Origin of the sequence: Thauera sp. (genome assembly GCF_035444905.1) — a bacterium.
Taxonomy (GTDB): Bacteria; Pseudomonadota; Gammaproteobacteria; order Burkholderiales; family Rhodocyclaceae; genus Thauera.
This window is the reverse complement of record NZ_DAOMPS010000010.1, coordinates 24,954-49,725: the sequence shown is the minus strand read 5'-3', so window position 1 is coordinate 49,725 and position 24,772 is coordinate 24,954. Positions and strand designations below refer to the sequence as shown.

26 protein-coding genes are annotated in these 24,772 nt (G+C 66.6%); 12 read left to right on the top strand and 14 right to left on the bottom strand.

Annotated features, from left to right (window positions below):
* Nucleotides 1-72 precede the first annotated feature (72 nt).
* The gene (gene argC, locus PLC66_RS06845; protein WP_324538711.1) at nucleotides 73-1,110 is read left to right on the top strand and encodes an N-acetyl-gamma-glutamyl-phosphate reductase; all 1,038 of its coding nucleotides are present in this window, start codon (nucleotides 73-75) and stop codon (nucleotides 1,108-1,110) included.
* A 94-nt stretch (nucleotides 1,111-1,204) separates the two neighbouring features.
* On the top strand, nucleotides 1,205-1,555 hold the full coding sequence (gene erpA / locus PLC66_RS06840; RefSeq protein ID WP_324538709.1) for an iron-sulfur cluster insertion protein ErpA: 351 nt from the start codon (nucleotides 1,205-1,207) through the stop codon (nucleotides 1,553-1,555).
* A 101-nt stretch (nucleotides 1,556-1,656) separates the two neighbouring features.
* Here the strand turns inward: erpA and PLC66_RS06835 are convergent, their stop codons facing one another.
* On the bottom strand, nucleotides 1,657-2,946 hold the full coding sequence (locus PLC66_RS06835; protein ID WP_503012183.1) for a peptidoglycan DD-metalloendopeptidase family protein: 1,290 nt from the start codon (nucleotides 2,944-2,946) through the stop codon (nucleotides 1,657-1,659).
* Nucleotides 2,947-3,069: 123 nt separating this feature from the next.
* On the opposite strand from PLC66_RS06835, the gene tyrS reads away from it, so the two are divergent.
* Nucleotides 3,070-4,269, top strand: a complete 1,200-nt coding sequence (gene tyrS / locus PLC66_RS06830; RefSeq protein ID WP_324538705.1) for a tyrosine--tRNA ligase — start codon at nucleotides 3,070-3,072, stop codon at nucleotides 4,267-4,269.
* Nucleotides 4,270-4,300: 31 nt separating this feature from the next.
* A complete protein-coding gene (gene murI / locus PLC66_RS06825; RefSeq protein WP_324538703.1) occupies nucleotides 4,301-5,113 on the top strand; it encodes a glutamate racemase in 813 nt (270 codons plus the stop codon).
* A gap of 14 nt (nucleotides 5,114-5,127) precedes the next feature.
* On the opposite strand, the gene PLC66_RS06820 is transcribed toward murI, so the two are convergent.
* From PLC66_RS06820 to PLC66_RS06810, 3 genes are all read right to left on the bottom strand, one after another.
* On the bottom strand, nucleotides 5,128-5,982 hold the full coding sequence (locus PLC66_RS06820; RefSeq protein ID WP_324538701.1) for a sulfurtransferase: 855 nt from the start codon (nucleotides 5,980-5,982) through the stop codon (nucleotides 5,128-5,130).
* Nucleotides 5,979-6,347, bottom strand: a complete 369-nt coding sequence (locus tag PLC66_RS06815; protein ID WP_324538699.1) for a SpoIIAA family protein — start codon at nucleotides 6,345-6,347, stop codon at nucleotides 5,979-5,981. Before PLC66_RS06815 ends, PLC66_RS06820 begins: the two co-directional genes overlap by 4 nt.
* Before the next feature lie 98 nt (nucleotides 6,348-6,445).
* Nucleotides 6,446-7,288, bottom strand: coding sequence for a DMT family transporter (locus PLC66_RS06810; RefSeq protein WP_324538698.1), 843 nt, complete (start codon nucleotides 7,286-7,288; stop codon nucleotides 6,446-6,448).
* Between the two features lie 130 nt (nucleotides 7,289-7,418).
* Between PLC66_RS06810 and glpK the strand changes: the two genes are divergently transcribed.
* Nucleotides 7,419-8,921, top strand: coding sequence for a glycerol kinase GlpK (gene glpK, locus PLC66_RS06805; protein WP_324538696.1), 1,503 nt, complete (start codon nucleotides 7,419-7,421; stop codon nucleotides 8,919-8,921).
* Nucleotides 8,922-8,929: 8 nt separating this feature from the next.
* Nucleotides 8,930-10,516 carry a glycerol-3-phosphate dehydrogenase/oxidase gene (locus tag PLC66_RS06800; protein ID WP_324538694.1) on the top strand — a complete coding sequence of 529 codons (1,587 nt, stop codon included), beginning with the start codon at nucleotides 8,930-8,932 and terminating at the stop codon, nucleotides 10,514-10,516.
* Here PLC66_RS06800 and PLC66_RS06795 read toward each other — a convergent pair.
* Together PLC66_RS06795 and PLC66_RS06790 are read right to left on the bottom strand one after the other, a co-directional pair.
* Nucleotides 10,474-11,808: an ATP-binding protein gene (locus PLC66_RS06795; protein WP_324538692.1), complete on the bottom strand. Its 1,335-nt coding sequence runs from the start codon at nucleotides 11,806-11,808 to the stop codon at nucleotides 10,474-10,476. The genes PLC66_RS06800 and PLC66_RS06795 overlap by 43 nt on opposite strands.
* Complete coding sequence (locus PLC66_RS06790) at nucleotides 11,805-12,569, bottom strand: response regulator (RefSeq protein ID WP_324538690.1); 765 nt, start codon at nucleotides 12,567-12,569, stop codon at nucleotides 11,805-11,807. Before PLC66_RS06790 ends, PLC66_RS06795 begins: the two co-directional genes overlap by 4 nt.
* A 213-nt stretch (nucleotides 12,570-12,782) precedes the next feature.
* Between PLC66_RS06790 and PLC66_RS06785 the strand changes: the two genes are divergently transcribed.
* On the top strand, nucleotides 12,783-13,340 hold the full coding sequence (locus tag PLC66_RS06785; RefSeq protein ID WP_324538688.1) for a Spy/CpxP family protein refolding chaperone: 558 nt from the start codon (nucleotides 12,783-12,785) through the stop codon (nucleotides 13,338-13,340).
* 115 nt (nucleotides 13,341-13,455) lie between these two features.
* Here the strand turns inward: PLC66_RS06785 and aceA are convergent, their stop codons facing one another.
* The 4 genes from aceA to clpS form a co-directional block, all read right to left on the bottom strand.
* Nucleotides 13,456-14,769, bottom strand: coding sequence for an isocitrate lyase (gene aceA / locus PLC66_RS06780; protein WP_324538686.1), 1,314 nt, complete (start codon nucleotides 14,767-14,769; stop codon nucleotides 13,456-13,458).
* Nucleotides 14,770-15,112: 343 nt separating this feature from the next.
* Nucleotides 15,113-15,592, bottom strand: a complete 480-nt coding sequence (gene rraA / locus PLC66_RS06775; protein WP_324538684.1) for a ribonuclease E activity regulator RraA — start codon at nucleotides 15,590-15,592, stop codon at nucleotides 15,113-15,115.
* A 187-nt stretch (nucleotides 15,593-15,779) separates the two neighbouring features.
* Nucleotides 15,780-18,053, bottom strand: a complete 2,274-nt coding sequence (gene clpA, locus PLC66_RS06770) for an ATP-dependent Clp protease ATP-binding subunit ClpA (protein ID WP_324538682.1) — start codon at nucleotides 18,051-18,053, stop codon at nucleotides 15,780-15,782.
* Nucleotides 18,054-18,362 carry an ATP-dependent Clp protease adapter ClpS gene (gene clpS, locus PLC66_RS06765; RefSeq protein ID WP_324538680.1) on the bottom strand — a complete coding sequence of 103 codons (309 nt, stop codon included), beginning with the start codon at nucleotides 18,360-18,362 and terminating at the stop codon, nucleotides 18,054-18,056.
* Nucleotides 18,363-18,753: 391 nt separating this feature from the next.
* Between clpS and PLC66_RS06760 the strand changes: the two genes are divergently transcribed.
* Nucleotides 18,754-18,957, top strand: coding sequence for a cold-shock protein (locus PLC66_RS06760; RefSeq protein ID WP_324538678.1), 204 nt, complete (start codon nucleotides 18,754-18,756; stop codon nucleotides 18,955-18,957).
* Nucleotides 18,958-19,184: 227 nt separating this feature from the next.
* Here the strand turns inward: PLC66_RS06760 and rpmG are convergent, their stop codons facing one another.
* From rpmG to radC, 3 genes are all read right to left on the bottom strand, one after another.
* Nucleotides 19,185-19,352, bottom strand: a complete 168-nt coding sequence (gene rpmG / locus PLC66_RS06755) for a 50S ribosomal protein L33 (protein ID WP_324538676.1) — start codon at nucleotides 19,350-19,352, stop codon at nucleotides 19,185-19,187.
* Between the two features lie 25 nt (nucleotides 19,353-19,377).
* Nucleotides 19,378-19,614, bottom strand: coding sequence for a 50S ribosomal protein L28 (gene rpmB / locus PLC66_RS06750; protein ID WP_068636145.1), 237 nt, complete (start codon nucleotides 19,612-19,614; stop codon nucleotides 19,378-19,380).
* Nucleotides 19,615-19,758: 144 nt separating this feature from the next.
* Nucleotides 19,759-20,436, bottom strand: a complete 678-nt coding sequence (gene radC, locus PLC66_RS06745; protein ID WP_324538672.1) for a RadC family protein — start codon at nucleotides 20,434-20,436, stop codon at nucleotides 19,759-19,761.
* Nucleotides 20,437-20,513: 77 nt separating this feature from the next.
* Between radC and coaBC the strand changes: the two genes are divergently transcribed.
* From coaBC to PLC66_RS06725, 4 genes are all read left to right on the top strand, one after another.
* On the top strand, nucleotides 20,514-21,710 hold the full coding sequence (gene coaBC, locus PLC66_RS06740; protein WP_324538670.1) for a bifunctional phosphopantothenoylcysteine decarboxylase/phosphopantothenate--cysteine ligase CoaBC: 1,197 nt from the start codon (nucleotides 20,514-20,516) through the stop codon (nucleotides 21,708-21,710).
* An 89-nt stretch (nucleotides 21,711-21,799) separates the two neighbouring features.
* Nucleotides 21,800-22,249, top strand: a complete 450-nt coding sequence (gene dut, locus PLC66_RS06735; protein WP_324538668.1) for a dUTP diphosphatase — start codon at nucleotides 21,800-21,802, stop codon at nucleotides 22,247-22,249.
* The gene (locus tag PLC66_RS06730; protein ID WP_324538666.1) at nucleotides 22,249-22,677 is read left to right on the top strand and encodes an NUDIX hydrolase; all 429 of its coding nucleotides are present in this window, start codon (nucleotides 22,249-22,251) and stop codon (nucleotides 22,675-22,677) included. The genes dut and PLC66_RS06730 overlap by 1 nt, the downstream gene beginning before the upstream one ends.
* Before the next feature lie 92 nt (nucleotides 22,678-22,769).
* Nucleotides 22,770-23,381: a c-type cytochrome gene (locus PLC66_RS06725; RefSeq protein ID WP_324538808.1), complete on the top strand. Its 612-nt coding sequence runs from the start codon at nucleotides 22,770-22,772 to the stop codon at nucleotides 23,379-23,381.
* Nucleotides 23,382-23,475: 94 nt separating this feature from the next.
* On the opposite strand, the gene PLC66_RS06720 is transcribed toward PLC66_RS06725, so the two are convergent.
* Entirely contained in the window at nucleotides 23,476-24,753 is a 1,278-nt protein-coding gene (locus tag PLC66_RS06720; RefSeq protein WP_324538664.1) for an FCSD flavin-binding domain-containing protein, read from the bottom strand.
* Nucleotides 24,754-24,772 lie beyond the last annotated feature (19 nt).

Genomic DNA, 24,772 nt, shown 5'->3' with positions numbered 1-24,772 from the left:
CTACGTTCACCGCGTGCGGGGGTCGTCGGTGCGATAATTGCGGCCTGAGGTCTTTCGTTGCGAGGAGCAAGCATGATCAAGGTTGGAGTTGTAGGCGGCACGGGATACACCGGGGTCGAGTTGCTGCGTCTGCTGGCGCGTCACCCCGGGGTCGAGCTGACGGCAATCACCTCGCGTGGCGAGGCCGGGATCGCGGTGGCGGAGATGTTCCCCAGCCTGCGACGGCGGGTGAGCCTCAAGTTCGTGACGCCGCAGGATGCGGCGCTCGAGAAGTGCGACGCCGTCTTCTTCGCCACGCCCAACGGTATCGCCATGAAGCAGGCGGCCGAACTCGTTGCCGCCGGGGTGCGCGTGATCGACCTCGCCGCCGATTTCCGCATCCGCGATGTGGCCGAATGGCAGAAGTGGTACGCGATGGAGCATGCCGCGCCCGAACTCGTGGCCGAGGCGGTGTACGGTCTGCCCGAGGTCAATCGCGAGCACATCCGCAAGGCGCGCGTACTGGCCAACCCGGGCTGCTACCCGACGGCTGTGCAGCTGGGTTTTCTGCCCCTGATCGAGGCGGGCCTGGTCGATACCGCCCACCTCATCGCCGACGCCAAGTCCGGCGTGTCCGGGGCAGGTCGCAAGGCGGAGGTGCACACCTTGCTGCCGGAGGCGGCCGACAGCTTCAAGGCCTATGGCGTGCCAGGGCATCGCCATCTGCCTGAGATCCGCCAGGGCCTGTCGCTTGCGGCCGGTCATCCGGTGGGGCTGACCTTCGTACCCCACCTGACGCCGATGATCCGTGGCATTCATGCCACGCTCTATGGTCGCCTCAAGCCGGGTGTCGCCGTGCCCGACCTGCAGGCGTTGTATGAGACGCGCTATGCCGAGGAAGCCTTCGTGGATGTGATGCCGGCGGGCAGTCACCCCGAGACGCGCTCGGTGCGTGCCTCGAACATGTGCCGCATCGCGGTCCACCGTCCGCAGGGCGGTGACACGGTGGTGGTGTTGTCGGTGATCGATAACCTGGTCAAGGGTGCCGCCGGGCAGGCGGTGCAGAACCTCAACATCATGTTCGGCTTCGACGAGGAGGCTGGACTCGACATCGTTCCCGTCAGCCCTTGACGGGAACTCGGTGAACGGATCACGATCCGAATCTCACGGCCAAGCGGCGAAGAGCGCATCATTCCCCGCACGCCCCCCCCACAGAGGAGTAAACATGAGCGCAGAAGTCGAAACCCCCGAAATCCTGGTCTTCACCGACAGTGCTGCGAACAAGGTTCGCGAACTGATCGAGGAGGAAGGCAATCCCGAGCTCAAGCTGCGCGTCTTCGTGTCGGGCGGTGGTTGCTCGGGTTTCCAGTACGGCTTCACTTTCGATGAGGAAGTGAACGAGGACGACACGACCTATGAGAAGAACGGCGTGTTGTTACTGGTCGATCCGATGAGCTACCAGTATCTGGTCGGTGCCGAAATCGACTACACCGAAGGCCTCGAAGGCTCGCAGTTCGTCATTCGTAACCCGAATGCGACCAGCACCTGTGGCTGTGGGTCGTCGTTCTCCGCCTGATCCTGCCGCGCAGTCCTGCTGAACGACAACGGGGCGCCTCTAGGCGCCCCGTTGTCGTTTCCACGTCTGTCCCGTGCTGACAGCGGGCAAGTGCCTCCGACTCAGCGCGCGCTGGCGAGCTCGTAGTTGAGCAGGGCGAAGCGGTTGCGCAGGTGGGCGGTGTCACGATTGAAGGCGACCAGCTCGCGCGGGCCGAGGGTGTCCGCCATTGGCAGGGCGACGGTCATGGGGTCCTGCGCCACCTTGTCGATGTGCACCTCGTAGTGCAGATGCGGACCGGTGCACCAGCCGGTGCAGCCCACGTAGCCGATCAGGTCGCCCTGGCTGATGGCCTGGCCCTTGCTCAGCCCCTTGGCGAAACCGTTGAGGTGGGCGTAGTGGGTGGTGATGTTGTTGCGGTGCTTGAGCACGATGAGGTTGCCGAAGCCGCGCTGGGTGCCGACGAACTCGACGGTCGCGTCCGAGGTTGCCTTGACCGGCGTGCCGGTCGGGGCGGCGAAATCCGTGCCGTTGTGCTTGCGCCAGCTGCCGTGGATCGGGTGCAGGCGGCGGCCGAAGTTCGAGCTCACGCGCGAGAACTCGAGCGGCGAGCGCAGGAAACCCTGCTGCAGGCTGCGCCCGTCGTCGCTGTAGTACTGCTCCTTGCCGCTCGGACCACGGTAGAGCACCACCGCGTGGCGCTCGCCATTGTTGATGAATTCGGCGGCGAGGATGCGCCCGGCGCGCACCGGGTTGCCTTCCTCATAGATGGCTTCATAGACGACGTTGAAGCGGTCGCCCCTGCGCAGGTCGGTATGAAAGTCGATCCAGGTGCCGAAGATCGTCGCCAGCTGCGTGGCGACGTTGTCGGGCAGGCCCGCGGCATCGGTTGCACCGAACAGGGAGTGCGTGATCGTGCCCGAGCGCATCTCGATCATCGCCACCTGCGCCTCGCCGTTCGACTCGCGCAGCGCCAGGCCGCCGTCTCCGCGTTCCAGCACGATCCGACTGCCCGTGTTGCCAAGCGGGACGCTGAAGGACAGGACACGTCCGTCGGGGTTGACGATGGCGGTCACCGAGCGGCCGGCGCGCAACTGGCGGACGGCCTTCTTGCCCTCTTCGGATCCCGCGAGGTGGGCGAGCGCCTCTTCGTCGTCGATGTTCAGCCGCGCGAAGATGCCCTGCAGCGTATCGCCCGCCTGGATGCGCTCGCTGTGCACGAAGGGGAGTTCGTCGGCTGGCTCGGCGATGGCAAGCGGGGCCGGCAGGGTCTCGACGACGCGGTGGAAGAGGATGTCTGCGGTATCGCTGTCGGGTGCCACCGCGGTGGCCGCCATGACCCCCATCAGCGATACGCCGGTGACGCCGGCGAGCAACCAGGTACGGGGACGGGAGAGGAGTTGGGCCGGCATATCGGCTAGAATTCGGGTCTTTCTGGCCTTCATGAGCTCTGCGCGCGTGCGGATAGGAAAAAAATTTTGCGGAGTTTAGCAAAGTAATGGCCCTCCTCGGGAAGGTATTTTTGGAGAAATTGAATGACTGAAGTTCAGGCGGCGATCGACCTGATCAAGCGTGGCACCGATGCACTGCTGATCGAGGCCGAGCTGGTCGAGAAGCTGAAGCGTGGCCGCCCCCTGCGCGTGAAGGCCGGGTTCGACCCCACCGCGCCCGATCTGCATCTCGGCCACACCGTGCTGATCAACAAGATGCGGCACTTCCAGGAGCTCGGACACCAGATCCAGTTCCTGATCGGCGACTTCACCGGCATGATTGGCGACCCGAGCGGCAAAAATGCCACCCGCCCGCCGCTGTCGCGCGAGCAGATCATGGAGAACGCGAGGACCTACCAGGACCAGGTGTTCAAGATCCTCGACCCCGACAGGACCGAGATCTGTTTCAACTCGAGCTGGATGGAAGGTCTCGGTGCGGCTGGCATGATCCGCCTGGCGTCGCAACAGACCGTGGCGCGCATGCTCGAGCGCGACGACTTTGCGCGGCGCTACGGCAACAACCAGCCGATCTCGATCCACGAATTCCTTTACCCGCTGTGCCAGGGCTACGACTCGGTGGCGATGAAGGCCGACGTCGAACTCGGCGGCACCGACCAGCGCTTCAACCTGCTGATGGGCCGCGAGCTGCAGAAGCACTACGGCCAGGAGCCTCAATGCGTGGTCATGGTGCCGCTGCTCGAGGGCCTGGATGGCGTGAACAAGATGTCGAAGTCGCTCGGCAACTACATCGGCATTGCCGAGCCGGCCAGGGAGATCTTCGGCAAGACGATGTCGGTGTCGGACAGCCTGATGTGGCGCTACTACGAGCTGCTGTCCTTCCGCTCCACGACCGAGATTGCGCAGCTGCGCGCCGACGTCGAGGGCGGGCGCAATCCGCGCGACGTCAAGGTCATGCTGGCGCAGGAGTTCGTCGCTCGCTTCCATGGCCAGCGTGCGGCGGAGGAGGCGCTGGCCGACTTCGAGGCCCGTTTCCAGCGCAACGCGATCCCCGACGACATTCCACAGGTCAGGGTGAACGTCGGCGCCGACGGCTTGCCGCTGTTCCAGGTGCTCAAGCAGGCGGGGCTCACCGGCACCACCTCCGAGGCGATGCGGATGATCGAACAGGGTGGGGTACGCATCAACGGCGAACGTGCCGAGGACAAGGGCCTCGTATTGGGCGCCGGCGAGACCGTCGTGCTGCAGGTGGGCAAGCGCAAGTTCGCCTCGGTGGAGCTGCTTTGATCCCTTGTCGCTTCCGCTGCGGAGTGGTGAGATGAGCGCCGCTGCAGTCTCGCGCCCGATCGGTGTGTTCGATTCCGGCGTCGGTGGGCTCACCGTGGTGCGCGCGCTGATGGAGCGCCTGCCGCTCGAGAGCATCGTCTACTTTGGCGATACCGCGCGCGTGCCCTATGGCGTCAAATCGGTCGCCACCATCGAGCACTTCACCGCCCAGATCACCGACTTCCTGCTGCAACGCGACGTGAAGATGCTGATCATCGCCTGCAACACCATGGCGGCGGTCGCCGCCGCGGTCGTGCACCGGCTGGCGGGCAGCATTCCGGTGCTGGACGTGATCGAGGCCGGCGCGCGCGCCGCGGTGGCGAGCTCGACGGGGCGGCGCATCGGGGTGATCGGCACGCCGACGACCATCAACAGCAATGCCTATGCACGCCGCATGCATGAGCTCGACCCCTCGGTGCGCGTGTATTCGCAGGCCTGTCCCTTGTTCGTGCCCTTGGTGGAGGAGGGCTGGCTCGAGCACGAGGTCACGCGCCTGACCGCGCAGGAATACCTGCGTCCGGTGCTGGCCGAAGAGGTCGACAGCCTGGTGCTCGGCTGTACCCACTACCCGCTACTGAAGCCGCTGCTGCGTGACGTGGCGGGGCCGCGCGTGCGCCTCATCGATTCGGCCGTGACGACCGCGGAGTTCGCCGCCGAGCGCCTGCAGCAGTCGGGTCTGGCGCGGGGCGCGGGGTCGGCGGCCGATTACCGCTTCGTGGTCAGTGACGTGCCGCTGCGCTTCCAGACCATCGGCGAGCGCTTTCTCGGGCGTTCGCTCGGGACGGTGGAAAAGGTCGACTGGTAGCGCAGCGCGCCGGCCTATGCTGCGCCGCGCGCGAGCGGTCGGGTCGGATCGGCGCACCACTCGCTCCACGAGCCTGCATACAGGCGCGAGCCGGGAAGCCCCGCCGCCTCCATCGCCAGCGCGTTGACGCAGGCCGTCACCCCTGAGCCGCATTGATGCACAACCTGTCGCGGCGAGTGGGCCCCCAGCAGGGCGGCGAATTCCTCGCGCAGCACCGAGGCCTGCTTGAAGCAGCCGCGGGCGTCGAGGTTGTCGCGGAAGAAGCGGTTGATCGCACCCGGGATGTGGCCACCGACCGGATCGAGGACCTCGTTCTCGCCGCGAAAGCGATCCGGGCTGCGGGCGTCGATCAACACCATGTCCGGCTGCCCCAGATGCTCGAGCACGTAATCCGCATCGACGCGGTCGGCGCGCAGGGCGAGGGTGTAGGTCGCGCGCCGTGCCTCGGGAATGTCGCCATCGAGCGCCTGGCCGGCGCTCACCCAGGCCTGCAGGCCGCCATCGAGGACGGCCACGCGATGATGACCGAGCCAGCGCATCAACCACCACAGACGCGCGGCGAACATCCCGCCGGCGTCGTCATAGGCGACCACCTGGCTGTGGTTGCCGACACCGCAGTCGGCCAGCCGCGCCGCCAGGCGGGCGGGGTCGGGGAGCGGGTGGCGGCCATTGCGCCCCGTCCTGGCGCTCGACAGGTCGATGTCGAGGTCGAGGAAGAAGGCGCCAGGCAGGTGCGCGCTCAACCAGGCCTCGCGACCGAAGTCGGGGTTGCTCAGGTCGAAGCGACAATCAAAGACGATCCAGTCCGGGTCCCGCACATGCTGGGCAAGCTCGAGCGCACCGATCAGCGTCGAGAAGGACGCGTTCACGGGGCTGTCTCGGCGGCGGCGTCGGCACCGAGCCAGGCGCGCGCTTCGGTTTCGTCGTCGAACACGCGGACCTCGGCATCGACGAAGAGCTGCGAGATCCAGGCGCTCCAGGTCAGCCACTGGTCCTCGGTCAGCACGGCAATGCGGCGGAAATCGTGCGCGTGCTGGCGCGAGAACTTGATCTCTTCCCAGGCCACATCGAGCGTGAAGCCGGCCATCTCGCGCAGGTCGAACAACAGGTCGACCGCCCCCGCGAACTGGATCTTGTAATTGACGACCTCCTCGAACTCCTTGTAGTCGGCAAGGGTGAATTCGCCGAAGACGGCAACTGCAACCATCTTGTCCGTGTGCTCGGTGTTGATCATGGCAGCCTCCATGGCTTGGCTCGGGGATGGCTCAACTATAGTCCCGAGCCGGCGCGCGCTCAATTGCGCATGCGGCGTTCGCCCGCGGCCCTGGCGTCTCAGGCCCGCTTGCGGGTGGCGAGCGAGACCAGGATGGCGCCGGACACGATCAGGCCGATGGCCAGCCAGGACGAGGGCGGCATGATCTCGTCCCACAGCAGCATGCCGAACAGGCTGGCGAAGATCACCGTGGCGTAGCTCAGGTTGGCCGACACCACCGTACGGCCATAGCGATACGAGCGCGTCATCGCAAGCTGGGCGAGACCGCCGAACAGGCCCACGCCGAGCAGGGTCAGCCACTGCAGGCCAGCGGGGCGGTGGATCCCGCTCGCCAGTGCCCAGGCGAAACCGATCAGCGAGGTGGTGAGCGAGAACCAGAACACCGTCCGCACTTCGGGCTCGCCGACGCGGCCGAGCTCGCGCACGCTGATGTAGGCCAGGCTGGCGATCGCGCCCGAGCCCAGGCCGGCGACCGCCCCCGCCCATTGATCGGGTTGCAGGGTGGGGCGCAGCAGCACGACCACGCCAGCAAAGCCCACGACCACGGCCAGCAATACTGGCCAGCGCAGGCGCTCGCCGAAGAACGCGGCCAGCAGCAGGGCAACGAAGATCGGCGAGGTGTAGTTGAGCGTCACTGCGGTGGCCAGCGGCAGCAGGCCGATGGCGAAGAAGTAGCAGCACAGCGCGAGCGAGCCCGACAGGCTGCGCGACACGTGCATGCGCCAGTGCGGCGTGGTCAGCGGTCGGCGCTGCAGCGCGGCGAGCCCGACCATCATCAGCATGCTCACCGCGCCGCGGTAGAAGACGATCTCGCCGGTCGAGAAGTCGGCCGAGCCGAGCTTCACGCACACCCCCATGCAGGCGAACAGGAAGCAGGAGACGATCATCCAGAAGGCGGGCATGGCAGTTGTTGCATTGCAGCGAGAGGAGCCGCATTGAACCACATCGTGGCTTTCCCGGGGTGGCCGCGCCGGGGCGAGCGGGGGTAGGCTGTCGACACCGCGCGCGATGACGCATGGCTGTGGAGGCAAGATGGCTTACCTGCTCGCCCTTGACCAGGGCACGACCAGTTCGCGGGCGATCGTGTTCGATGCCGGCGGCCGCGTTTGCGGGCTCGCGCAGGCCGAGTTCGCCCAGCATTTTCCGGCGCCGGACCGCGTCGAGCACGACGCCCAGGACATCGTGCGCACGCAGTTCGACTGCGCGCGCGAGGCCCTCGCCAATGCCGGCATCCGCGCCGGCGAGGTGGCGGCGATCGGGGTTGCGAACCAGCGCGAGACCACCGTGCTGTGGGAGCGCGCCAGCGGCCGCGCGCTGGCGCCGGCCATCGTGTGGCAGGACCGCCGCACCGCCACCGAATGTGATCGCCTGCGTGAGCAGGGCTGGGCCGAGGACCTGCGTGCGCGCACCGGCCTCGAACTGGACCCCTATTTCTCGGCCACCAAGCTCGCCTGGCTGCTCGACCACCTGCCCGGCGCACGGGCGCGTGCCGACCGCGGCGAACTCGCCTTCGGCACCGTCGACAGCTGGCTGGTCTGGCACCTGAGCGGCGGCCGTCTGCACGTCACCGACCCTGGCAACGCCGCACGCACGCTGTTGTTCAACATCCACGATCTCGACTGGGACGCGCAACTGCTCGAGCGCTTCCGCATTCCGCGTGCGCTGCTGCCGCAGGTGGTTGCCAGCAGCGGCGTATGCGGCGAGACCGATGCCGGCCTGTTTGGCGCGGCGATTCCGATCGCCGGAATCGGTGGCGACCAGCAGGCGGCGACCTTCGGCCAGGCCTGCCTGGTGCCCGGCATGGCCAAGAACACCTACGGCACGGGCTGCTTCCTGCTCATGAACACCGGCGAGCAGGCGCTCGCGTCGCGAAACCGGCTGCTCACCACCGTGGCCTGGTCGGGCGTCGGCACCGCCGGCCAGCGGGCGTGCTACGCCCTCGAGGGCAGCGTGTTCATGGGCGGTGCGATCATCCAGTGGCTGCGCGACGGGCTCGGCCTGGTGCGGCGATCGGCCGAGGTCGAGGCGCTGGCCGCCACCGTGCCAGACAGCGGCGGCGTGGTCCTGGTGCCGGCCTTCACCGGCCTGGGCGCGCCGTACTGGGATGCGCGCGCGCGCGGTACGCTGCTCGGCCTGAGCCGTGGCAGCAGCGCCGCCCATATTGCGCGCGCCGCGCTGGAGGCAATCGCGCTGCAGACCGTGGATCTGGTCGAGGCGATGGCGCGCGACGGCGCGCCATCGCTGCGCGAACTGCGCGTCGATGGCGGCGCGGCGGCCAACGATCTGCTGATGCAGATGCAGGCCGATCTGCTCGGCGTGCCCGTTCTGCGCCCGCGCCTGCTGGAGACCACCGCCTTCGGCGCGGCCTGCCTCGCCGCGCTCGGCTGCGGGCTGTGGTCGGACACGGCCGAGATCGAGGCGCATTGGCAGCTCGATCGCCGCTTCGAGCCGCAGTGGCCGGCGGAACGCCGCGCCGCGGCGCGCGCGCAATGGGCGCGTGCGGTCGAGCGCGCGCGCGACTGGGCGCAGGCCTGAGACCGGCAGTGAGCTCCCCGTCTGACGCAGACGGTCCGGTGCTGGCGCGGGACCGTCTGCTGGCGCGCCTGGCGGCAACGCCCGCGTGGGACATCGTCGTCATCGGTGGTGGCGCGAGCGGGCTGGGCTGCGCCCTCGAGGCCGCCACCCGCGGCCACACCGTGCTGCTGGTCGAGGCGCGCGACTTTGCAGCCGGCACCAGCTCGCGCTCGACCAAGCTCATCCACGGCGGTCTGCGCTACCTGGCGCAGGGCAAGCTGGGCCTGGTGCGCGAGGCACTGGCCGAGCGCGCCGCGCTGCTGCGCAACGCGCCCGGTCTGGTGCGGCCGCAGCGCTTCGTGGTGCCGACCAAGGGCTGGGTCGAGCATGCGCGCCTGCGTCTTGGCCTGGCGCTGTACGACCGCTTCGCCGGTGCCGGCCTGATCGCACCCAGCGTCCCGCTGTCCCGCAGCGAGCTGCAGGCGGCGCTGCCGACCCTGCGCAGGGAGCGGGCCGATCGTGGCATGGCGTACTGGGATGCGCAGTTCGACGATGCCGGCCTGGCGATCGCGCTGGCGCGCACGGCCAGTCGCGAGGGGGCGCTGGTGCTCAACCATTGCAGTGTCGACGGCCTCGTCGTGGAAGGGGGGCGGGTGTGTGGCGTCGCGCTGCGCGAGCGCGAGTCCGGCCGCGTCTGCCAGGTCGCTGCGCGCGTGGTGATCAATGCCGCCGGCGTGTGGGGTGACGCCGTGCGGCGCCTGGCCGATCGGGCAGCGCCGGCCCTGCTGCGGCCGAGCCAGGGCGTACATGTGGTCGTCGAGCGGACCTTCCTGCCCGGTCGCGACGCACTGCTGGTGCCGCGCACCGCGGATGATCGTGTGCTGTTCATGATCCCGTGGCAGGGCCGAGTCCTCATCGGCACGACCGACACCGCGCGCGACGACGTACCGGACGAGCCCGAACCGCTGGCGGGCGAGATCGACTTCCTGCTCGATGCGGCGACGAGCTATCTGAGCCGGGCGCCGCGCCGCGAGGAGGTGCGCAGCGTCTTCGTCGGCCTGCGGCCCCTGCTCGGCGGCGGGGGAGGCGGAGCGACGAAGGGCCTGTCGCGCGAGCATCGGGTGGATGTCTCGGCGCAGGGGCTGGTGAGCCTGCTCGGTGGTAAATGGACCACCTACCGCCGCATGGCGGAGGATGCCGTCGATGTCGCCGAGGAGGTCGCCGGATGGCCGCGCCGGCCCTCCGTCACCGCGGGCCTCGCCCTCGACGAAGGTGGCATGTGGGCCCGGAACGAAGGCGCGGGGCAGGCGGGCGAGGGGCGCAGCGAGCCGCTGGGCGAGGCGGGGAGCGACGGCTTGCCGCCCTCCGCTGCCGAGGTCCGTCACGCGGTGCGTGAGGCGTTCGCCCTCGGCGTCGAGGATGTGCTGGCGCGGCGCAGCCGTCTGCTGTTCCGCGATGCAGCCGCGGCCCGTGCCGCTGCGCCGGGGGTGGCGGCCGTGCTGGCCGCGGAGCGGGGCTGGAGCGCAGGCCGGCTGGCCGCCGAATGCGCGGCCTTCGACCGCCTGGCGACGCGCTACATGGCGTGCAGCAGGACGCGTGCCTCCAGCCCGCCCTGAGGATGATTGTGCAGGCGAACCTCGCCGCGCTGGCCGCGCAGCAGGTTGCGGGTGATCGCCAGCCCCAGCCCCGTGCCGCCCGTCTCGCGGTTGCGCGAGGCTTCGGTACGATAGAAGGCCTCGAACACCTTCTCCAGCTCGCCTGCGGGCAGGCCGGGGCCATGATCGCCGATGCGGATCTCATGGCCGCGGTCGCCAGACGGCAGTGTCGTGGGCGCCAGCCCGATGTCGACCTCGCCACCGAACTTCACCCCGTTCTCGATCAGGTTCCACAGTGCGCGGCGCAGCGCGGACGGGCTGGCTTCGACGCGCGCCTGCGGCAGCTCGCCAACGCGCACGGTCCAGCCCATGTCGTGGGCGTCCTCGGCCAGCGCCTGCAGCAGCGGGGCGAGCTCGACCGGCTGCGGCGGCGCACGCTCGTCCAGGCTGCGCGCATAGGCCAGGCCCTCCTTGACGAGGCCTTGCATGGCGTCGAGGTCGGACTGGATGCGGGCGCGCAGTGATTCGTCGTCGACCAGCTCGGCACGCAGGCGCAGGCGGGTGATCGGCGTCTGCAGGTCGTGCGAGATGGCGGCGAGGATGCGGGTGCGCTCGGTGACATGCTCGGCGATGCGTTGCTGCATCTGATTGAAGGCCGTCGCGGCAAGCGCGACCTCGGTCGGCCCTCGTGTGTCCATCGGCGCACGCCCGGGGTCCTCGCCGAGCGCGCGCGCCGCCGCTGCCATGCGCGACAAGGGCCTGGTCGCCAGCCGCACCGCGATCCAGGTGAGCAGCCCGACCCCCAGCACGAGCGCTGCGAGTGCGGCGAACAGGCGCTCCGGCGGCGGTGCGCGCAGGGGCGAGGCCGGGGCGATGCCGGGCAGGCGGATGTTGAGCGCGGTGCCGTCCTTGAGCTGAAGCGCGACGAGCAGGATCGGGTGTGGACGGTCGTCGCGCGGGTGAATGAAGATGCCGAAGCGGCGTCCGGGCATCGCCGTGCGCAGCGCGGTGTGCAGGGGGTGGTCGTCGGCCAGTGGGCGCAGCCTGTCCTGGGCGACGGGTCGCAGGCTCAGACGCAGACGGCGGCGGCCGAACTCGTCGATCCAGCGTTCGCGCTCGGGCGGCGACATGCGGTCGAGCAGATCGACGGCTGCGGCAATCTCCTGCGCCACGCCCTCGAACAACACGTTGCGGCCGATGCGCTCGCGTTCGCCGACGAACAGCGCCAGGCTCACCGCCAGCACGAGCGCAATGCCGAACAGCCAGATCAGCATCAGCCGGGCGAACAGGCTGCGCGGCCAGGGCAGGGTCATGAGGGGCTGCCTTCGTCGTGCCGTGTTGTGCTGACCTCGGCGGCGAGCACGTAGCCTTCGTTGCGAACCGTCTTGATGATGCTCGACTCGCGTGCGCTGTCACCCAGGCGCTGGCGCAGGCGGCTTACGAGGAGATCGATCGAGCGATCGAACACGTCGGCCTCGCGGCCCTGGGTCAGCTCCATCAACTGGTCGCGCGACAACACCTTCTGCGGGTGCGACAGGAACACGCTCAGCATGCGGTACTCGGCGCCGGACAGGGCGACCACTGTGCCATCGTGGTCGATCAGGTGGCGATTGACGGTGTCCAGCCGCCAGTGGGCGAAGCGCAGTTCGCGCGCATTGGCCGGCGGGGCGGCCTCGAGGTTAGGCGGCAGGGCGCGTGTGCGGCGCAGCACGGCGCGCACGCGGGCGAACAGCTCACGCGGCACGAAGGGCTTGGCGAGGTAGTCGTCGGCACCCATCTCGAGACCGAGGATGCGGTCCATGTCCTCGCCGCGCGCGGTCAGCATCAGGATCGGCGTGTTGGCGTGCGGGCTGCCGCTGCCGCGCAGGTTGCGGCACAGGGTCAGGCCATCCTCGCCGGGCATCATCACGTCGAGCACGATGAGATCGATGCGGTGCTGCTCGAGCGCGGCCTTCATCTCGCGCCCGTCGGCCGCGGTGGTGCAGCGCAGGCCCTGCTTCTCGAGGTAGTCGGCGAGCAACTGGCGGATGTCGCGATCGTCATCGACGATCAGGATGTGGTCTTGCTGGCTCATCTGGGCGTCTCCATGGCCTGCATCTTAAGGGCTGGCGGGCGCGGCTTTGTATCCCAGCGTATCTGTGCCAGCCTGTGAGACATCAGGCTGCAAAAGCGATCGAAGGAGACAAACGGGGCTTACATCCCGGTGCTGTAATGGCTCCGTCGCCCGAACGGATGGGCAACATCCTCGAAGGGCCAGTCCCTTTGCGAACCTGATAGGAGAGTCATCATGAAGACCTGGATCAAGAGCTCGATCGCCGCCGCCGTCATCGCTACCGGAGCCCTGGGGGCGACGACCGCCATGGCCTGGGGCGGACACTGCATGGGCGATGGCCCGCGTGGTGGCAAATCCGGCTGGTCGCAGATGGAGCCCGCGCAGATGAAGGCGAAGATGGCCGAGCGCGCCGAAGTGCATATGGCCCGCCTTGAACTTGCACTGGCACTGACGCCCGAACAGAAACCCGCGTTCGAAACCTTCAAGGGCGACATGAAGGCGCGTGCCGAGCGCATGGCGACGCACATGGCCGAGCGGCGGGCGGCCGAGGCACCGAAGACCGCGATCGAGCGCATGCAGCGCATGGAAGAGATGAGCGCGCTGCGCCAGGCCGAGATGGCGCAGGCGCGCAAGTCGGTCGAGGCCTTCTACGCCACGCTGAGCGATGCGCAGAAGACGGTGTTCGATGCCGAGTTCCAGCAGATGGGGCGCAAGGGCATGCGCGGCGGAATGGGCGAGGGCAAGGGCGGTGGCCCGCGCGACGGCAGTGGAATGGGACCGGGTCGCGGCTGATGCGTCACCCCTGACGCCCTCGGGCAGATGAAAAAAGGCCACCGCTTGCACGGTGGCCTTTTCGCTGCGCAGTGCGCGCCCGGCTGCCGCAAGGGCAGCCGACGCGCATGTCGTCTTAGTGGAACTGCTCTTCTTCGGTCGAGCCGGTCAGCGCCTTGACCGAGGACGAACCGCCCTGGATCACGGTGGTGACGTCGTCGAAGTAGCCGGCGCCGACTTCCTGCTGGTGCGACACGAAGGTGTAGCCCTGCTCGCGTGCGGCGAATTCCGGCTCCTGCACCATCTCGGTGTAGTGCTTCATGCCTTCGCCGCGGGCGTAGGCGTGGGCGAACTTGAAGGTGTTGAACCAGTTGATGTGAATGCCGGCCAGGGTGATGAACTGGTACTTGTAGCCCAGCGCAGACAGTTCGTCCTGGAACTTGGCGATGGTCGCGTCGTCCAGGTTCTTCTTCCAGTTGAAGGACGGCGAGCAGTTGTACGACAGCAGCTTGCCCGGGCAGGCGGCATGCACGGCCTGCGCGAACTCGCGGGCGAAGCCCAGGTCCGGGGTGCCGGTCTCGCACCACACCAGGTCGGCGTAGGGCGCGTAGGCGACGCCACGGCTGATGGCCTGCTCGAGGCCGTTCTTGACGCGGTAGAAGCCTTCCTGGGTGCGCTCACCGGTGAGGAAGGGCTTGTCGTTGGCGTCGTGGTCGGAGGTGATCAGGTTGGCGGCTTCGGCGTCGGTACGGGCCAGGATGATGGTCGGCACGCCCATGACGTCGGCAGCGAAGCGGGCCGAGATCAGCTTCTCGCAGGCTTCCTGGGTCGGCACCAGCACCTTGCCACCCATGTGGCCGCACTTCTTCACCGCGGCGAGCTGGTCTTCGAAGTGCACACCGGCGGCGCCGGCGGCGATCATGTTCTTCATCAGTTCGAAGGCGTTCAGCACGCCACCGAAACCGGCCTCGGCGTCGGCGACGATCGGCAGGAAGTAGTCGATGAATTCCTTGTCGCCCGGGTTGATGCCACGCGACCACTGGATCTCGTCGGCGCGCTTGAAGGTGTTGTTGATGCGGCGGACCATGGTCGGCACCGAGTCGTAGGCGTACAGCGACTGGTCGGGGTACATGGTCTCGGAGGTGTTGCCGTCGGCGGCCACCTGCCAGCCGGACAGATACACGGCCTCGAGGCCGGCCTTGGCCTGCTGCATCGCCTGACCGGCGGTGATCGCGCCGAAGGCGTTCACATAACCCTTCTTGGCGCCGCCATTGACGCGCTCCCACAGCAGCTTTGCGCCGCGCTGGGCCAGCGTGTATTCGGGCTGCAGGCTGCCACGCAGGCGAACGACGTCGGCGGCCGAGTAGCCGCGCTTGATGCCTTTCCAGCGGGGGTTTTCGGCCCAGTCTTTTTCGAGAGCGGCGATTTGCTGTTCGCGGGTCATGGTCATGATGCGTCCTTTTCAAGGCAGAAGGGAGTCAGGCATCGCGGCGGGCTCAGGCACCGGTCGCGGTGTTCCGGCTGCAGCGGTTTCGAGGGAGAAAAACGCTGCAGATGGGAAGAGAGTATAGGAGGCATTCCGCGCAGCAGCAATATGTCTTATATAAGACATAAGAAAAAATCTTATCCATTTAAAACAATGCATTAATAATTGTATTTTGCTATACGAAATGCAATCGAGCGGTGTGAAACGACTCCTGGACGCAGGTGTGTTGCGTTGCAAGCAAATTCGCACTGCCCGCCGCGGGCGCGCGATGGCGGCTGCGTGCGCGGCGTGGCGAGCGGTGAGGTCTTCAGAGGAGGGGCGTGGCGCTCAGCACGACACCGTCTTCGTCGGCATAGACGTAGTGGCCCGGATGGAAAGTGACACCGCCGAAGCTGACCGGGATGTCCGCCTCGCCAGTGTTGCGCTTGACCGTCTTCTTCGGGTGGGTGCCGAGCGCGAAGACGCCGAGGTCCATCTCGCCAATGGCTCTCGAGTCGCGAATGCAGCCATACACGATGATGCCGGCCCAGCCATTGCTGACCGCGAGCTCGGCGAGTTGGTCGCCGACCAGGGCGCAGCGCATCGAGGCGCCACCGTCAATCACCAGGACGCGGCCCTCGCCCGCGCTTTCCACCGCCTTGCGCACGAAGGAGTTGTCCTCGAAGAGCTTCAAGGTCGAGATCGGCCCGCCAAAGGCAGCGCGTCCGCCATAGCTGGCAAACATGGGGGCGACGACGGCGAGCTTGTCCTCATGGGCGTCGCAAAGATCGGCAGTCTGGATGTTCATGGCGTCTCCTCGAAGGGCGGGTGCGCCGTTCGGCCGGCGCGGGAGCGGGCATCATAAACGAGGCGCCGGGTCGTCGTGGCCGGTGCGAGGTGCATGACGGGCTGAGGATTCGCGGCCAATCCCCCGGCACAAAAAAAGACGGCATGCTCCGTTGCCGGAAGCATGCCGTCGCTGCAGGTGCAGGCGATCAGGCGGTGGCGGTCTCGGTTTCCTCGAACACCAGCCTGACCTTGTCGTCGTCGTCGAGGTCGATGGTGACCTTTCCGCCATTGACGAGGCGACCGAACAGCAACTCGTCGGCGAGTGCGGCGCGGATCGTATCCTGGATCAGGCGTGCCATCGGTCGTGCCCCCATCAGCGGGTCGAAACCCTTCTCGGCCAGCCAGGCCTTGAGATCATCACTGAAGTGGGCCTCCACCTTCTTCTCATGCAGTTGCGCTTCGAGCTGCATCAGGAACTTGTCGACCACGCGCAGGATGACCTCGTTGTCGAGCGCCTTGAAGGAGATCATCGCGTCGAGCCGGTTGCGGAACTCCGGCGTGAACATGCGCTTGATCTCGCTCATCTCGTCGCCTGCCTCGCGCTTGGCCGAGAAGCCGATCACCGACTTCTGCATCGCCTCCGCCCCCGCATTCGTGGTCATGATGACAATCACGTTGCGGAAGTCGGCCTGGCGGCCGTTGTTGTCGGTCAGCGTGCCATGGTCCATGACCTGCAGCAGGATGTTGTAGATGTCCGGGTGGGCCTTCTCGATCTCGTCGAGCAAGAGCACGCAGTGCGGCTTCTTGGTGATCTGCTCGGTGAGCAGTCCGCCCTGGTCGAAACCGACGTAGCCCGGCGGCGCGCCGATGAGCCGGCTGACCGCGTGGCGCTCCATGTACTCCGACATGTCGAAGCGCACCAGCTCGATGCCCAGCGTGTAGGCGAGCTGACGTGCGACCTCGGTCTTGCCGACGCCGGTAGGGCCGGAGAACAGGAAGGAACCGATCGGCTTCTGCGGGTTGCCCAAGCCGGAGCGGGACATCTTGATCGCCTTCGAGAGCGCTTCGATCGCCGCGTTCTGGCCAAACACGACGTTCTTGAGGTCACGCTCGAGCGTCTTCAGCGAGGCCTTGTCGTCATTGGACACCGTGCGTGGCGGGATGCGCGCGATCTTGGCAACGATCTCCTCGATCTCGCCCTTGCCGATGGTCTTCTTCTGGCGCGATTTGGGCAGGATGCGCTGCGCTGCACCTGCTTCGTCGATGACGTCAATGGCCTTGTCGGGCAGGTGGCGGTCGTTGATGTACTTGGCCGAGAGTTCGGCCGCGCTCGACAGCGCCGAGCTCGAATACTTGATGCCGTGATGTTCCTCGAAGCGGCTCTTGAGGCCCTTGAGGATCTCGACGGTCTCGGCCACCGAGGGCTCGACGACGTCGATCTTCTGGAAACGCCGCGACAGCGCGTGGTCCTTCTCGAAGATCTGGCGGAACTCGTTGTAGGTGGTCGCGCCGATGCACTTGAGCTGGCCCGAGGACAGCGCCGGCTTGAGCAGGTTGGAGGCATCGAGCGTCCCGCCCGAGGCGGCGCCTGCACCGATCAGGGTGTGGATCTCGTCGATGAACAGGATCGCGTTCGGATTCTCCACGAGCTGCTTCAGCACCGCCTTCAGGCGCTGCTCGAAATCGCCGCGATACTTGGTGCCTGCGAGCAGCGCGCCCATGTCGAGTGCGAACACCTGTGCATTCTCGAGGATCTCGGGGACCCGGCCCTCGACGATGCGGCGTGCGAGCCCCTCGGCGATCGCCGTCTTGCCCACACCGGCCTCGCCGACCAGCAAGGGGTTGTTCTTGCGCCGCCGACACAAGGTCTGGATGACGCGCTCGACTTCCTTCTCGCGCCCGATCAGGGGGTCGATCTTGCCCACCAGCGCCTGTTGATTGAGGTTCTGCGTGTAGCTGTCGAGGGCGCCGCCGGCCTGCTTGTCCTCCGGCTCCTGCTCGGACTGCTCACCTTCGTTGCGGCCTTGGGGGGCGCTACCCTGCGGTGGCGACTTGGCGATGCCATGCGAGATGAAGTTCACCACGTCAAGACGCGAGATGTTCTGCTTCTGCAGGAAATAGACCGCGTGCGAGTCCTTCTCACCGAAGATCGCCACCAGCACGTTGGCGCCAGTCACTTCCTTCTTGCCCGAGGACTGCACATGCAGGATGGCACGCTGGATCACGCGCTGAAAGCCGAGCGTCGGCTGCGTGTCGATCTCGTCCGTGCCTTCGATGCGCGGGGTATGCTCATTGACGAAATTGGTGAGCTCGCGGCGGAGTTCGTCGAGATTGGCTGCGCAGGCGCGCAACACCTGCGCGGCTGACGGATTGTCCAGCAGGGCAAGCAGAAGGTGTTCCACGGTGATGAACTCGTGGCGCTTCTGTCTTGCTTCGACGAAAGCCATGTGCAGGCTCACTTCAAGCTCTTGCGCGATCATTCAATTTTCCTCCATCACGCATGCCAGCGGATGTTGATGCTGACGAGCAAACGAGGCGACCTGCTCAACCTTGGTCGACGCGACGTCCCGGGGGAAGACGCCACACACCCCCATGCCCTCTCTGTGGACTTGGAGCATGACTCGCGTGGCACGTTCGCGATCCATGCCGAAATATTTCTGCAGGACGACGATCACGAAATCCATCGGCGTGTAGTCGTCGTTGAGCAGAAGCACCTTGTAAAGTGGCGGCGGCCTGGTGCGTGTCCGCTTCGCCTCGAGAACTAAATCGTCGCGTTTCTGGGTACCCATGAAAATCATTCTAATGAAGTCGGGGCAGAGTGCAACAGCGCTGCTGATCGGGCAAGGCGCGCATCCGAGGGCGGTTTGCGGCTGTGGTATTCAGCGCAAAGCCGGGCTTGCCTTCGTGCACTGCAGAAAACACGCAAGCCTGCGTAGCGCATGAACTAATCCCTGTCTCTGTGGTCGCGGGCAGGGTGTTGTTGTTGCGCTGCGTTAAATGCAGCGCGGGAAAGACCGTTGACGGCCCCAGTTCGAATGCGTAAAAGCTAGGCCGTGCGCAGGCTTCAGCTTGATCCCAAGGAATTTCCGGAGGTGATCCAGGCCGCTGTCGGCGCCAAAACAGACTGCGGCGGCGGAGTCGCTGCGGTCGTATCAAGCAACTTTGAGGGATTCGAGCAATATGGCAACTGGTACCGTGAAGTGGTTCAACGATTCCAAGGGTTTTGGCTTCATCACGCCCGATGATGGAAGCGAGGATCTGTTCGCACATTTTTCCGCCATCAACATGAGCGGCTTCAAGACCCTGAAGGAAGGCGACAAGGTTTCCTTCGAGGTCACCCAGGGGCCGAAAGGCAAACAGGCGTCGAATATCCAGCGCGCCTGACCTGAGTCCGGCTCGGTTCCCGGCGGTGCAGTTCATGCAGATGTGCCGCCGGGTATGATCTTTGTGCTGGCCATGATCCAGGGCAGGGCCGAGTAGCGAAAGGAAAAATCAAAAAGGCCAGTGCTTTCGCAGTGGCCTTTTCGATTTTTCGCGTCCAGTTGCCGGCAGTGTTGGCACAGCAGCTTGATGGCACGTGTTGCTGTGCGGGTGTGACCCGCGCGGCGCAATTACTTCAGCTTCACTTCCTTGTACGGGACGTGCTTGCGCGCGACCGGGTCGTACTTGTTGAACTCGAGCTTGCCCGTGGTGGTGCGCTTGTTCTTGGAGGTGGTGTAGAAGTGACCCGTACCGGCGGTCGACTCCAGCTTGATCTTCTCGCGGATGCCTTTGGCCATGGCGTTCTCCGTACAGTTCGGTTGCTTACAGCTTCTCGCCGCGGGCGCGAAGCTCGGCAACGACAACGTCGATGCCTTTCTTGTCTATCGTGCGCAGGCCCGCATTGGATACGCGCAAGCGGATCCAGCGGTTTTCGCCTTCGCTCCAGAAGCGACGGTTCTGCAGGTTGGGCAGGAAACGACGCTTGGTCTTGTTGTTAGCGTGGGAAACGTTATTTCCCACCATCGGTGCTTTACCGGTCACTTGGCAGACGCGAGCCATACGATGCTCCAGGGAATTCTGATTGCGGAAAACGTGCGAGGATAATGCACGGAGGCAGGTCATGGCAAGCCCCACGCTGCGATTGTGCTCCGACGCACAGGCGCGCGGGCAGGCTCCGTTGTGGCCGTGCCGCGCGTCACGCCGTTAAAGCAGCCCACGCTCGGCGAAGGATACCGGATGACCATGCGAGGGCACCACAAAATGGTCGAGGACACGGATGTCGACCAGGTTGAGTGCATCCTTGAGCGCCCGTGTCAGCAGTTCGTCGGCGGTGCTCGGCTCGGCGGCGCCGGAAGGGTGATTGTGCGCAAAGATCACTGCGGCAGCGTTGTGCGCGAGCGCGAGCTTGACCACCTCGCGCGGATAGACCGAGGTCTGGGTGAGCGTGCCGCGGAACAGGTCGACCGCCTCGAGCAGGCGATGACGGGCGTCGAGCAGCATCACGCAGAAGGTCTCGTGCGGCAGGTGGCCGAGCCTCAGCCTGAGCCAGTCGCGCACCACCTGGGGTGAGTCGAACAGCGAGCGCTCGGTCAGGGTCTCGCCCAGGGCGCGCCTCGACAGTTCCATCACCGCCTGCAGTTGGGCATACTTCGCCAGCCCCATGCCGGGTACCGCAGCAAAGTCTTCTGCGGCCGCGCTGCACATCTGGGTGAGGCTGCCGAAGCGCGAGAGCAGGCTGCGGGCGAGGTCGACCGCGCTCTGGCCGCGGATGCCGACGCGCAGGAAGATAGCGAGCAACTCGGCGTCGGAGAGCGAGGACGCGCCGCGCGCGAGGAGTTTTTCGCGCGGACGCTCGTCCGCGGGCCAGTCGGTGATCGCCATGCTTTGGATGTCCTCGTTGGTGCCTTTCGGGCTATGTATTTTGCATTGCCTTGTGGCGGATTATATAAGTGATTGTCATGAGTGTACTTAACGGTCGCAAGATCGTCCTCGGTGTCAGTGGTGGCATCGCGGCCTACAAGGCGGCCGAACTGGTGCGCCTGCTCGGCAAGGCCGGGGCGGACGTGCATGTGGTGCTGAGCGAGGGCGGGGCGCGCTTCGTCACGCCGGTCACCTTCCAGGCTTTGTCCGGCAATACGGTGTGGACCGATCTGTGGGATGCACGCATGCCCAACAACATGGCGCACATCGACCTCGGTCGCGATGCCGACGCGATCCTCGTCGCGCCCGCAACGGCGGACTTCATTGCCCGCCTTGCCCACGGCCGGGCGGACGACCTGCTGAGCACCCTGTGCCTGGCGCGCGATGTGCCGCTGATCGTCGCCCCGGCGATGAACCGGCAGATGTGGGAGTCGCCACCGACGCGGCGCAACGTGGGCCTGATCCGCGCCGATGGCGTCACCGTGTTCGGGCCGGCTGCGGGCGACCAGGCCTGCGGCGAGGTCGGCATGGGCCGCATGCTCGAGGCAGAGGAGCTGCTCGAGCTGCTCGAGGGCTACTTCGTGCCCAAGGTGCTGGCGGGGCGCCGGGTGGTGATGACGGCAGGGCCGACCTTCGAGGCGATCGATCCGGTGCGTGGCATCACCAACATCAGCTCGGGCAAGATGGGCTATGCGCTGGCGCGTGCCTGTGCCCAGGCGGGGGCGGAGGTGGTGCTGGTAAGCGGGCCGGTGAGCCTGCCGGTGCCCGCTGGGGTCTGTCGCGTGCCGGCAGCGAGCGCACGCGAGATGCGCGCGGCGGTGTTCGACGCCTTACCCGGGGCCGATGTGTTCATCGGCGTGGCGGCGGTGGCGGACTACCGACCGGTCCAGACCGCCGAGCACAAACTGAAAAAGAGCGGCGATACATTGACGCTGTCGCTGATGCCCAATCCGGACATCCTGGCCGAGGTGGCCGCGCTCGAAGACGCGCCTTTTTGCGTCGGCTTCGCCGCCGAGAGTCGCGACCTCGACGCCTACGCCGAGGGCAAGCGGCGCAACAAGCGCCTGCCGATGCTGGTGGGCAATCTCGTCAGCGACGGCATGGGCGGAGACGACAACACCGTGATCCTGTACGACGACGCGGGGCGCCATCCCCTGCCGCGGGCGCCGAAGGCGGATGTGGCGCGCGGCATCGTCAGCCATCTTGCCGGCCTGCTCGCGCCGCGCAGGGGCTGAGGCTGGCGCCGGTCGCGCATGCAGGCCGGGACAGACATCGACTTGAATGCCCGTGCGCGCCGCTGGCCGCAGGGGCGGGGAGAACGCAGATGCATCGAATCGACGTGAAGCTGCTCGATGAGCGGCTCAAGAGCCATCCTCCTGCCTACGCGACCGAGGGTGCGGCGGGTCTGGATCTGCGCGCCTGCCTGCCGGCGCCGATCACCCTGCACCCGGGCGAGACCACGCTGGTTCCCAGCGGCCTGGCGATCCACCTGGCGGACGCCGGCCTGGCGGCGATGGTGCTGCCGCGTTCGGGCCTCGGCCACAAGCATGGGATCGTGCTCGGCAACCTGGTCGGACTCATCGACTCGGACTACCAGGGGCAGATCTTCGTCTCGGTGTGGAACAGGGGGCGGGCGAGCTTCACCATCCAGCCCATGGAGCGGATCGCGCAACTGGTCGTGGTGCCGGTGCTGCAGGTGGGCTTCAATGTGGTCGACGACTTCGATGCCAGCGCGCGCGGCGCAGAGGGTTTCGGCAGCACGGGCAAGCACTGATGGGGCATGCTGGCATTCCGACCGGCGTCCATGTCGTGTGCGAGCGAGATGGCCGGGTGCTGTTGCTGCGGCGAGCCGGCACGGGCTTCTTCGACGGACTCTTCAGCCTGCCGGGCGGTCATGTCGAGCCGGGCGAGTCGGTGCGCGATGCGGCGCGGCGCGAACTGTACGAGGAAACAGGGCTGCGGGTTCTTGCCCACGACCTGTGCTACCTGGGCGTGGTGCATCGCCTGTCGGACACCAACCGGATCGACTTCTTCGTGTGCGCAAGGTGTTTCGAGGGCGAGCCGGAGATCCGCGAGCCGGACAAATGCGATGCGCTCGACTGGTATCCGCGTGCGGCGCTGCCTGGCGGCATGGTTCCCTACGTGCGGCAGGCGCTGTCACAGGATGCGGCGCCATGGGTGCTCGAGCTGGGCTGGGAGTGAATGTTCAGTCGATAAGGGCATTCTGATAAGCTCGTCGCAGCACGGCGCTGGACGGGCGCCACAGATGTCTCGAGGAGGGGTAGATGCGAAGCATGAAGAAGATCACGGCGACGCTGCTGCTCGGTTGCGCTGTGCCGCTTGGCTTTGCCGCGGGCGAGCTGCCTCAGGTGAACCTGGAGCGCGCCGCCGAGATCAATGGCGGCCGCTGCATGTTGTGCCACGGACCGGAGGGGGACAGTTCGTCGCCGCTCTACCCGCGATTGGCCGGGCAGCACCACCAGTACATCGCCAAGCAGCTGGGCGACTTCAAGTCGGGAAGGCGCAAGAGCGACACCATGACCGGCATGGTGCAGGATCTGACCGAAGAGGAGATGCTGGCGCTGGGCGTGTTCTTCGAGACGAAGCCGACCAAGCCACGCGAGGCAAGGGATCAGGATCTTGCGGCCGTGGGGCGTTTCGTCTTTCATCGTGGCAACGAGTTCTCGGGCGTGGCGGCCTGCGCCAGCTGCCACGGTGACAAGGGACTCGGTACCGAGAAGCTGCCGCGCCTGGCCGGCCAGGTGCCGCGCTACACCGAGGCGCAGTTGCGCTCTTTCAACAAGCGCGAGCGCACCAACGACAACGAGATCATGCACTCGATTGCCTCCAAACTGACCGAGCTCGAGGTCAAGGCGGTGGCGCTCTACATCAGCACGCTCGACTGATCGAGCGAGGTCTGGGCGCATGAAGAAGGGGCCACCAGGCCCCTTCTTCACATCGGGATCCGGCGCTGACCGCAATGTCGCGCCGTCGTCGGCGTCAGGCCAGCATGTCGGCCCAGATGTTGCGTGCCCAGCCCATGGCGGTCTTGGCCTCGAGCTCGTTGGCGACAAGCGACACGCCGCCGGCGCCCTCCACCGGCATCGGTTGCTGCTTCTCGGCGTCGTACTGGTGTACCGAGGCGACGTGGATGACGTTCTTGCCGTCTACGAAGCTGTAGCAGGTATTCATGACCACGGGTGTGGCACTCGGCGCCTTGCCTTCGAGCAGATTGAGGATGGCCGCTGCGGCGAGCTTGGCGTGCTGGTTGGCCATGTGGCCCGACTTGGGCATGGTCGGCGCGGGGAAGATCGCGTCGCCGAGCACGTGCACGCCGGGCACGCCCTTGGCCTCCATCGACAGCCATTCGACCTCGACCCAGCGCTCGTTGATCAGCGGCAGGCCTGCCTGGGTGGCGATGTTGCCGGCACGCATCGGCGGAATGACGTTGAGCACGTCCGCCTGCACGTCGTCGAATTCCAGCTTGGCCGTGCGGCTTGCCGCGTCCACGGCCTCGAGCTTGCTGCCCGGCACGTATTCGATGAGCGCGCCGTAGCTCTCGAAGGCCTTGGTGAAGAGCGCCTTCTTCGACTGGATCTCGTCGTTGGCGTCGAGCACCAGCACCTTGGACTTGGGCTTGGCTTCGCGCAGGTAGTTTGCCACCAGGCAGGCGCGCTCGTAGGGTCCGGGCGGACAGCGATACGGGGCGCGCGGGATCGTCATGGCGAACACGCCGCCGTCGGCCATGTCCTCGAGCTGCTTGCGCAGCAGCACCGTCTGCGGGCCGGCCTTCCAGGCATGGGGGATGAGCTCCTGGTTGCCCTCGAGGCCGGCGATCGCGCCGGGGATGAAGTCGATGCCGGGCGAAAGCACGACGCGGTCATAGCCGATGGTGCCGTGCTTGGCGGTGGTGACCGTACGCTTGTCCGGGTCGAGGGCGGTGACCTCGTCGGTGAGGACTTTCACGCCCCATTTGTCGCGCAGGTTGTCATAGCTGACGCTGATGTCGTCCATCTGCTGCAGGCCGCCGATCACCAGGTTGGAGATCGGGCAGGAGATGAACTGGGTATTGCGCTCGATCAGCGTCACCTCCACGCTGCCATTGCTCCACATGCGCAGGTACTTGGCCGCGGTGGCGCCGCCGAAGCCGCCGCCTACCACGACGATGTGCCCCTTCGCGGCCGAGCCGGATGCACTGGCCAGCCCGGAGATGCCTGCCAAGGTGGTGCCGCCGGCGGCGATGCCCATGGTCCTGAGAAAGTCGCGTCTGTTGATCATCCTTGTTCCCCTGTCTCTC

Coding starts and splice junctions, on each gene's coding strand:
- PLC66_RS06730 (WP_324538666.1), top strand. CDS start 22,249: ATGGGGCATGCTGGCATTCCGACCGGCGTCCATGTCGTGTGCGAGCGA.
- coaBC (WP_324538670.1), top strand. CDS start 20,514: ATGAGTGTACTTAACGGTCGCAAGATCGTCCTCGGTGTCAGTGGTGGC.
- clpS (WP_324538680.1), bottom strand. CDS start 18,362: ATGGGTACCCAGAAACGCGACGATTTAGTTCTCGAGGCGAAGCGGACA.
- rpmG (WP_324538676.1), bottom strand. CDS start 19,352: ATGGCCAAAGGCATCCGCGAGAAGATCAAGCTGGAGTCGACCGCCGGT.
- radC (WP_324538672.1), bottom strand. CDS start 20,436: ATGGCGATCACCGACTGGCCCGCGGACGAGCGTCCGCGCGAAAAACTC.
- aceA (WP_324538686.1), bottom strand. CDS start 14,769: ATGACCATGACCCGCGAACAGCAAATCGCCGCTCTCGAAAAAGACTGG.
- PLC66_RS06810 (WP_324538698.1), bottom strand. CDS start 7,288: ATGCCCGCCTTCTGGATGATCGTCTCCTGCTTCCTGTTCGCCTGCATG.
- murI (WP_324538703.1), top strand. CDS start 4,301: ATGAGCGCCGCTGCAGTCTCGCGCCCGATCGGTGTGTTCGATTCCGGC.
- PLC66_RS06790 (WP_324538690.1), bottom strand. CDS start 12,569: ATGAGCCAGCAAGACCACATCCTGATCGTCGATGACGATCGCGACATC.
- rpmB (WP_068636145.1), bottom strand. CDS start 19,614: ATGGCTCGCGTCTGCCAAGTGACCGGTAAAGCACCGATGGTGGGAAAT.
- PLC66_RS06760 (WP_324538678.1), top strand. CDS start 18,754: ATGGCAACTGGTACCGTGAAGTGGTTCAACGATTCCAAGGGTTTTGGC.
- PLC66_RS06785 (WP_324538688.1), top strand. CDS start 12,783: ATGAAGACCTGGATCAAGAGCTCGATCGCCGCCGCCGTCATCGCTACC.
- argC (WP_324538711.1), top strand. CDS start 73: ATGATCAAGGTTGGAGTTGTAGGCGGCACGGGATACACCGGGGTCGAG.
- erpA (WP_324538709.1), top strand. CDS start 1,205: ATGAGCGCAGAAGTCGAAACCCCCGAAATCCTGGTCTTCACCGACAGT.
- PLC66_RS06815 (WP_324538699.1), bottom strand. CDS start 6,347: ATGATCAACACCGAGCACACGGACAAGATGGTTGCAGTTGCCGTCTTC.
- tyrS (WP_324538705.1), top strand. CDS start 3,070: ATGACTGAAGTTCAGGCGGCGATCGACCTGATCAAGCGTGGCACCGAT.
- PLC66_RS06795 (WP_324538692.1), bottom strand. CDS start 11,808: ATGACCCTGCCCTGGCCGCGCAGCCTGTTCGCCCGGCTGATGCTGATC.
- glpK (WP_324538696.1), top strand. CDS start 7,419: ATGGCTTACCTGCTCGCCCTTGACCAGGGCACGACCAGTTCGCGGGCG.
- rraA (WP_324538684.1), bottom strand. CDS start 15,592: ATGAACATCCAGACTGCCGATCTTTGCGACGCCCATGAGGACAAGCTC.
- PLC66_RS06720 (WP_324538664.1), bottom strand. CDS start 24,753: ATGATCAACAGACGCGACTTTCTCAGGACCATGGGCATCGCCGCCGGC.
- PLC66_RS06835 (WP_503012183.1), bottom strand. CDS start 2,946: ATGCCGGCCCAACTCCTCTCCCGTCCCCGTACCTGGTTGCTCGCCGGC.
- clpA (WP_324538682.1), bottom strand. CDS start 18,053: ATGATCGCGCAAGAGCTTGAAGTGAGCCTGCACATGGCTTTCGTCGAA.
- PLC66_RS06725 (WP_324538808.1), top strand. CDS start 22,770: ATGAAGAAGATCACGGCGACGCTGCTGCTCGGTTGCGCTGTGCCGCTT.
- dut (WP_324538668.1), top strand. CDS start 21,800: ATGCATCGAATCGACGTGAAGCTGCTCGATGAGCGGCTCAAGAGCCAT.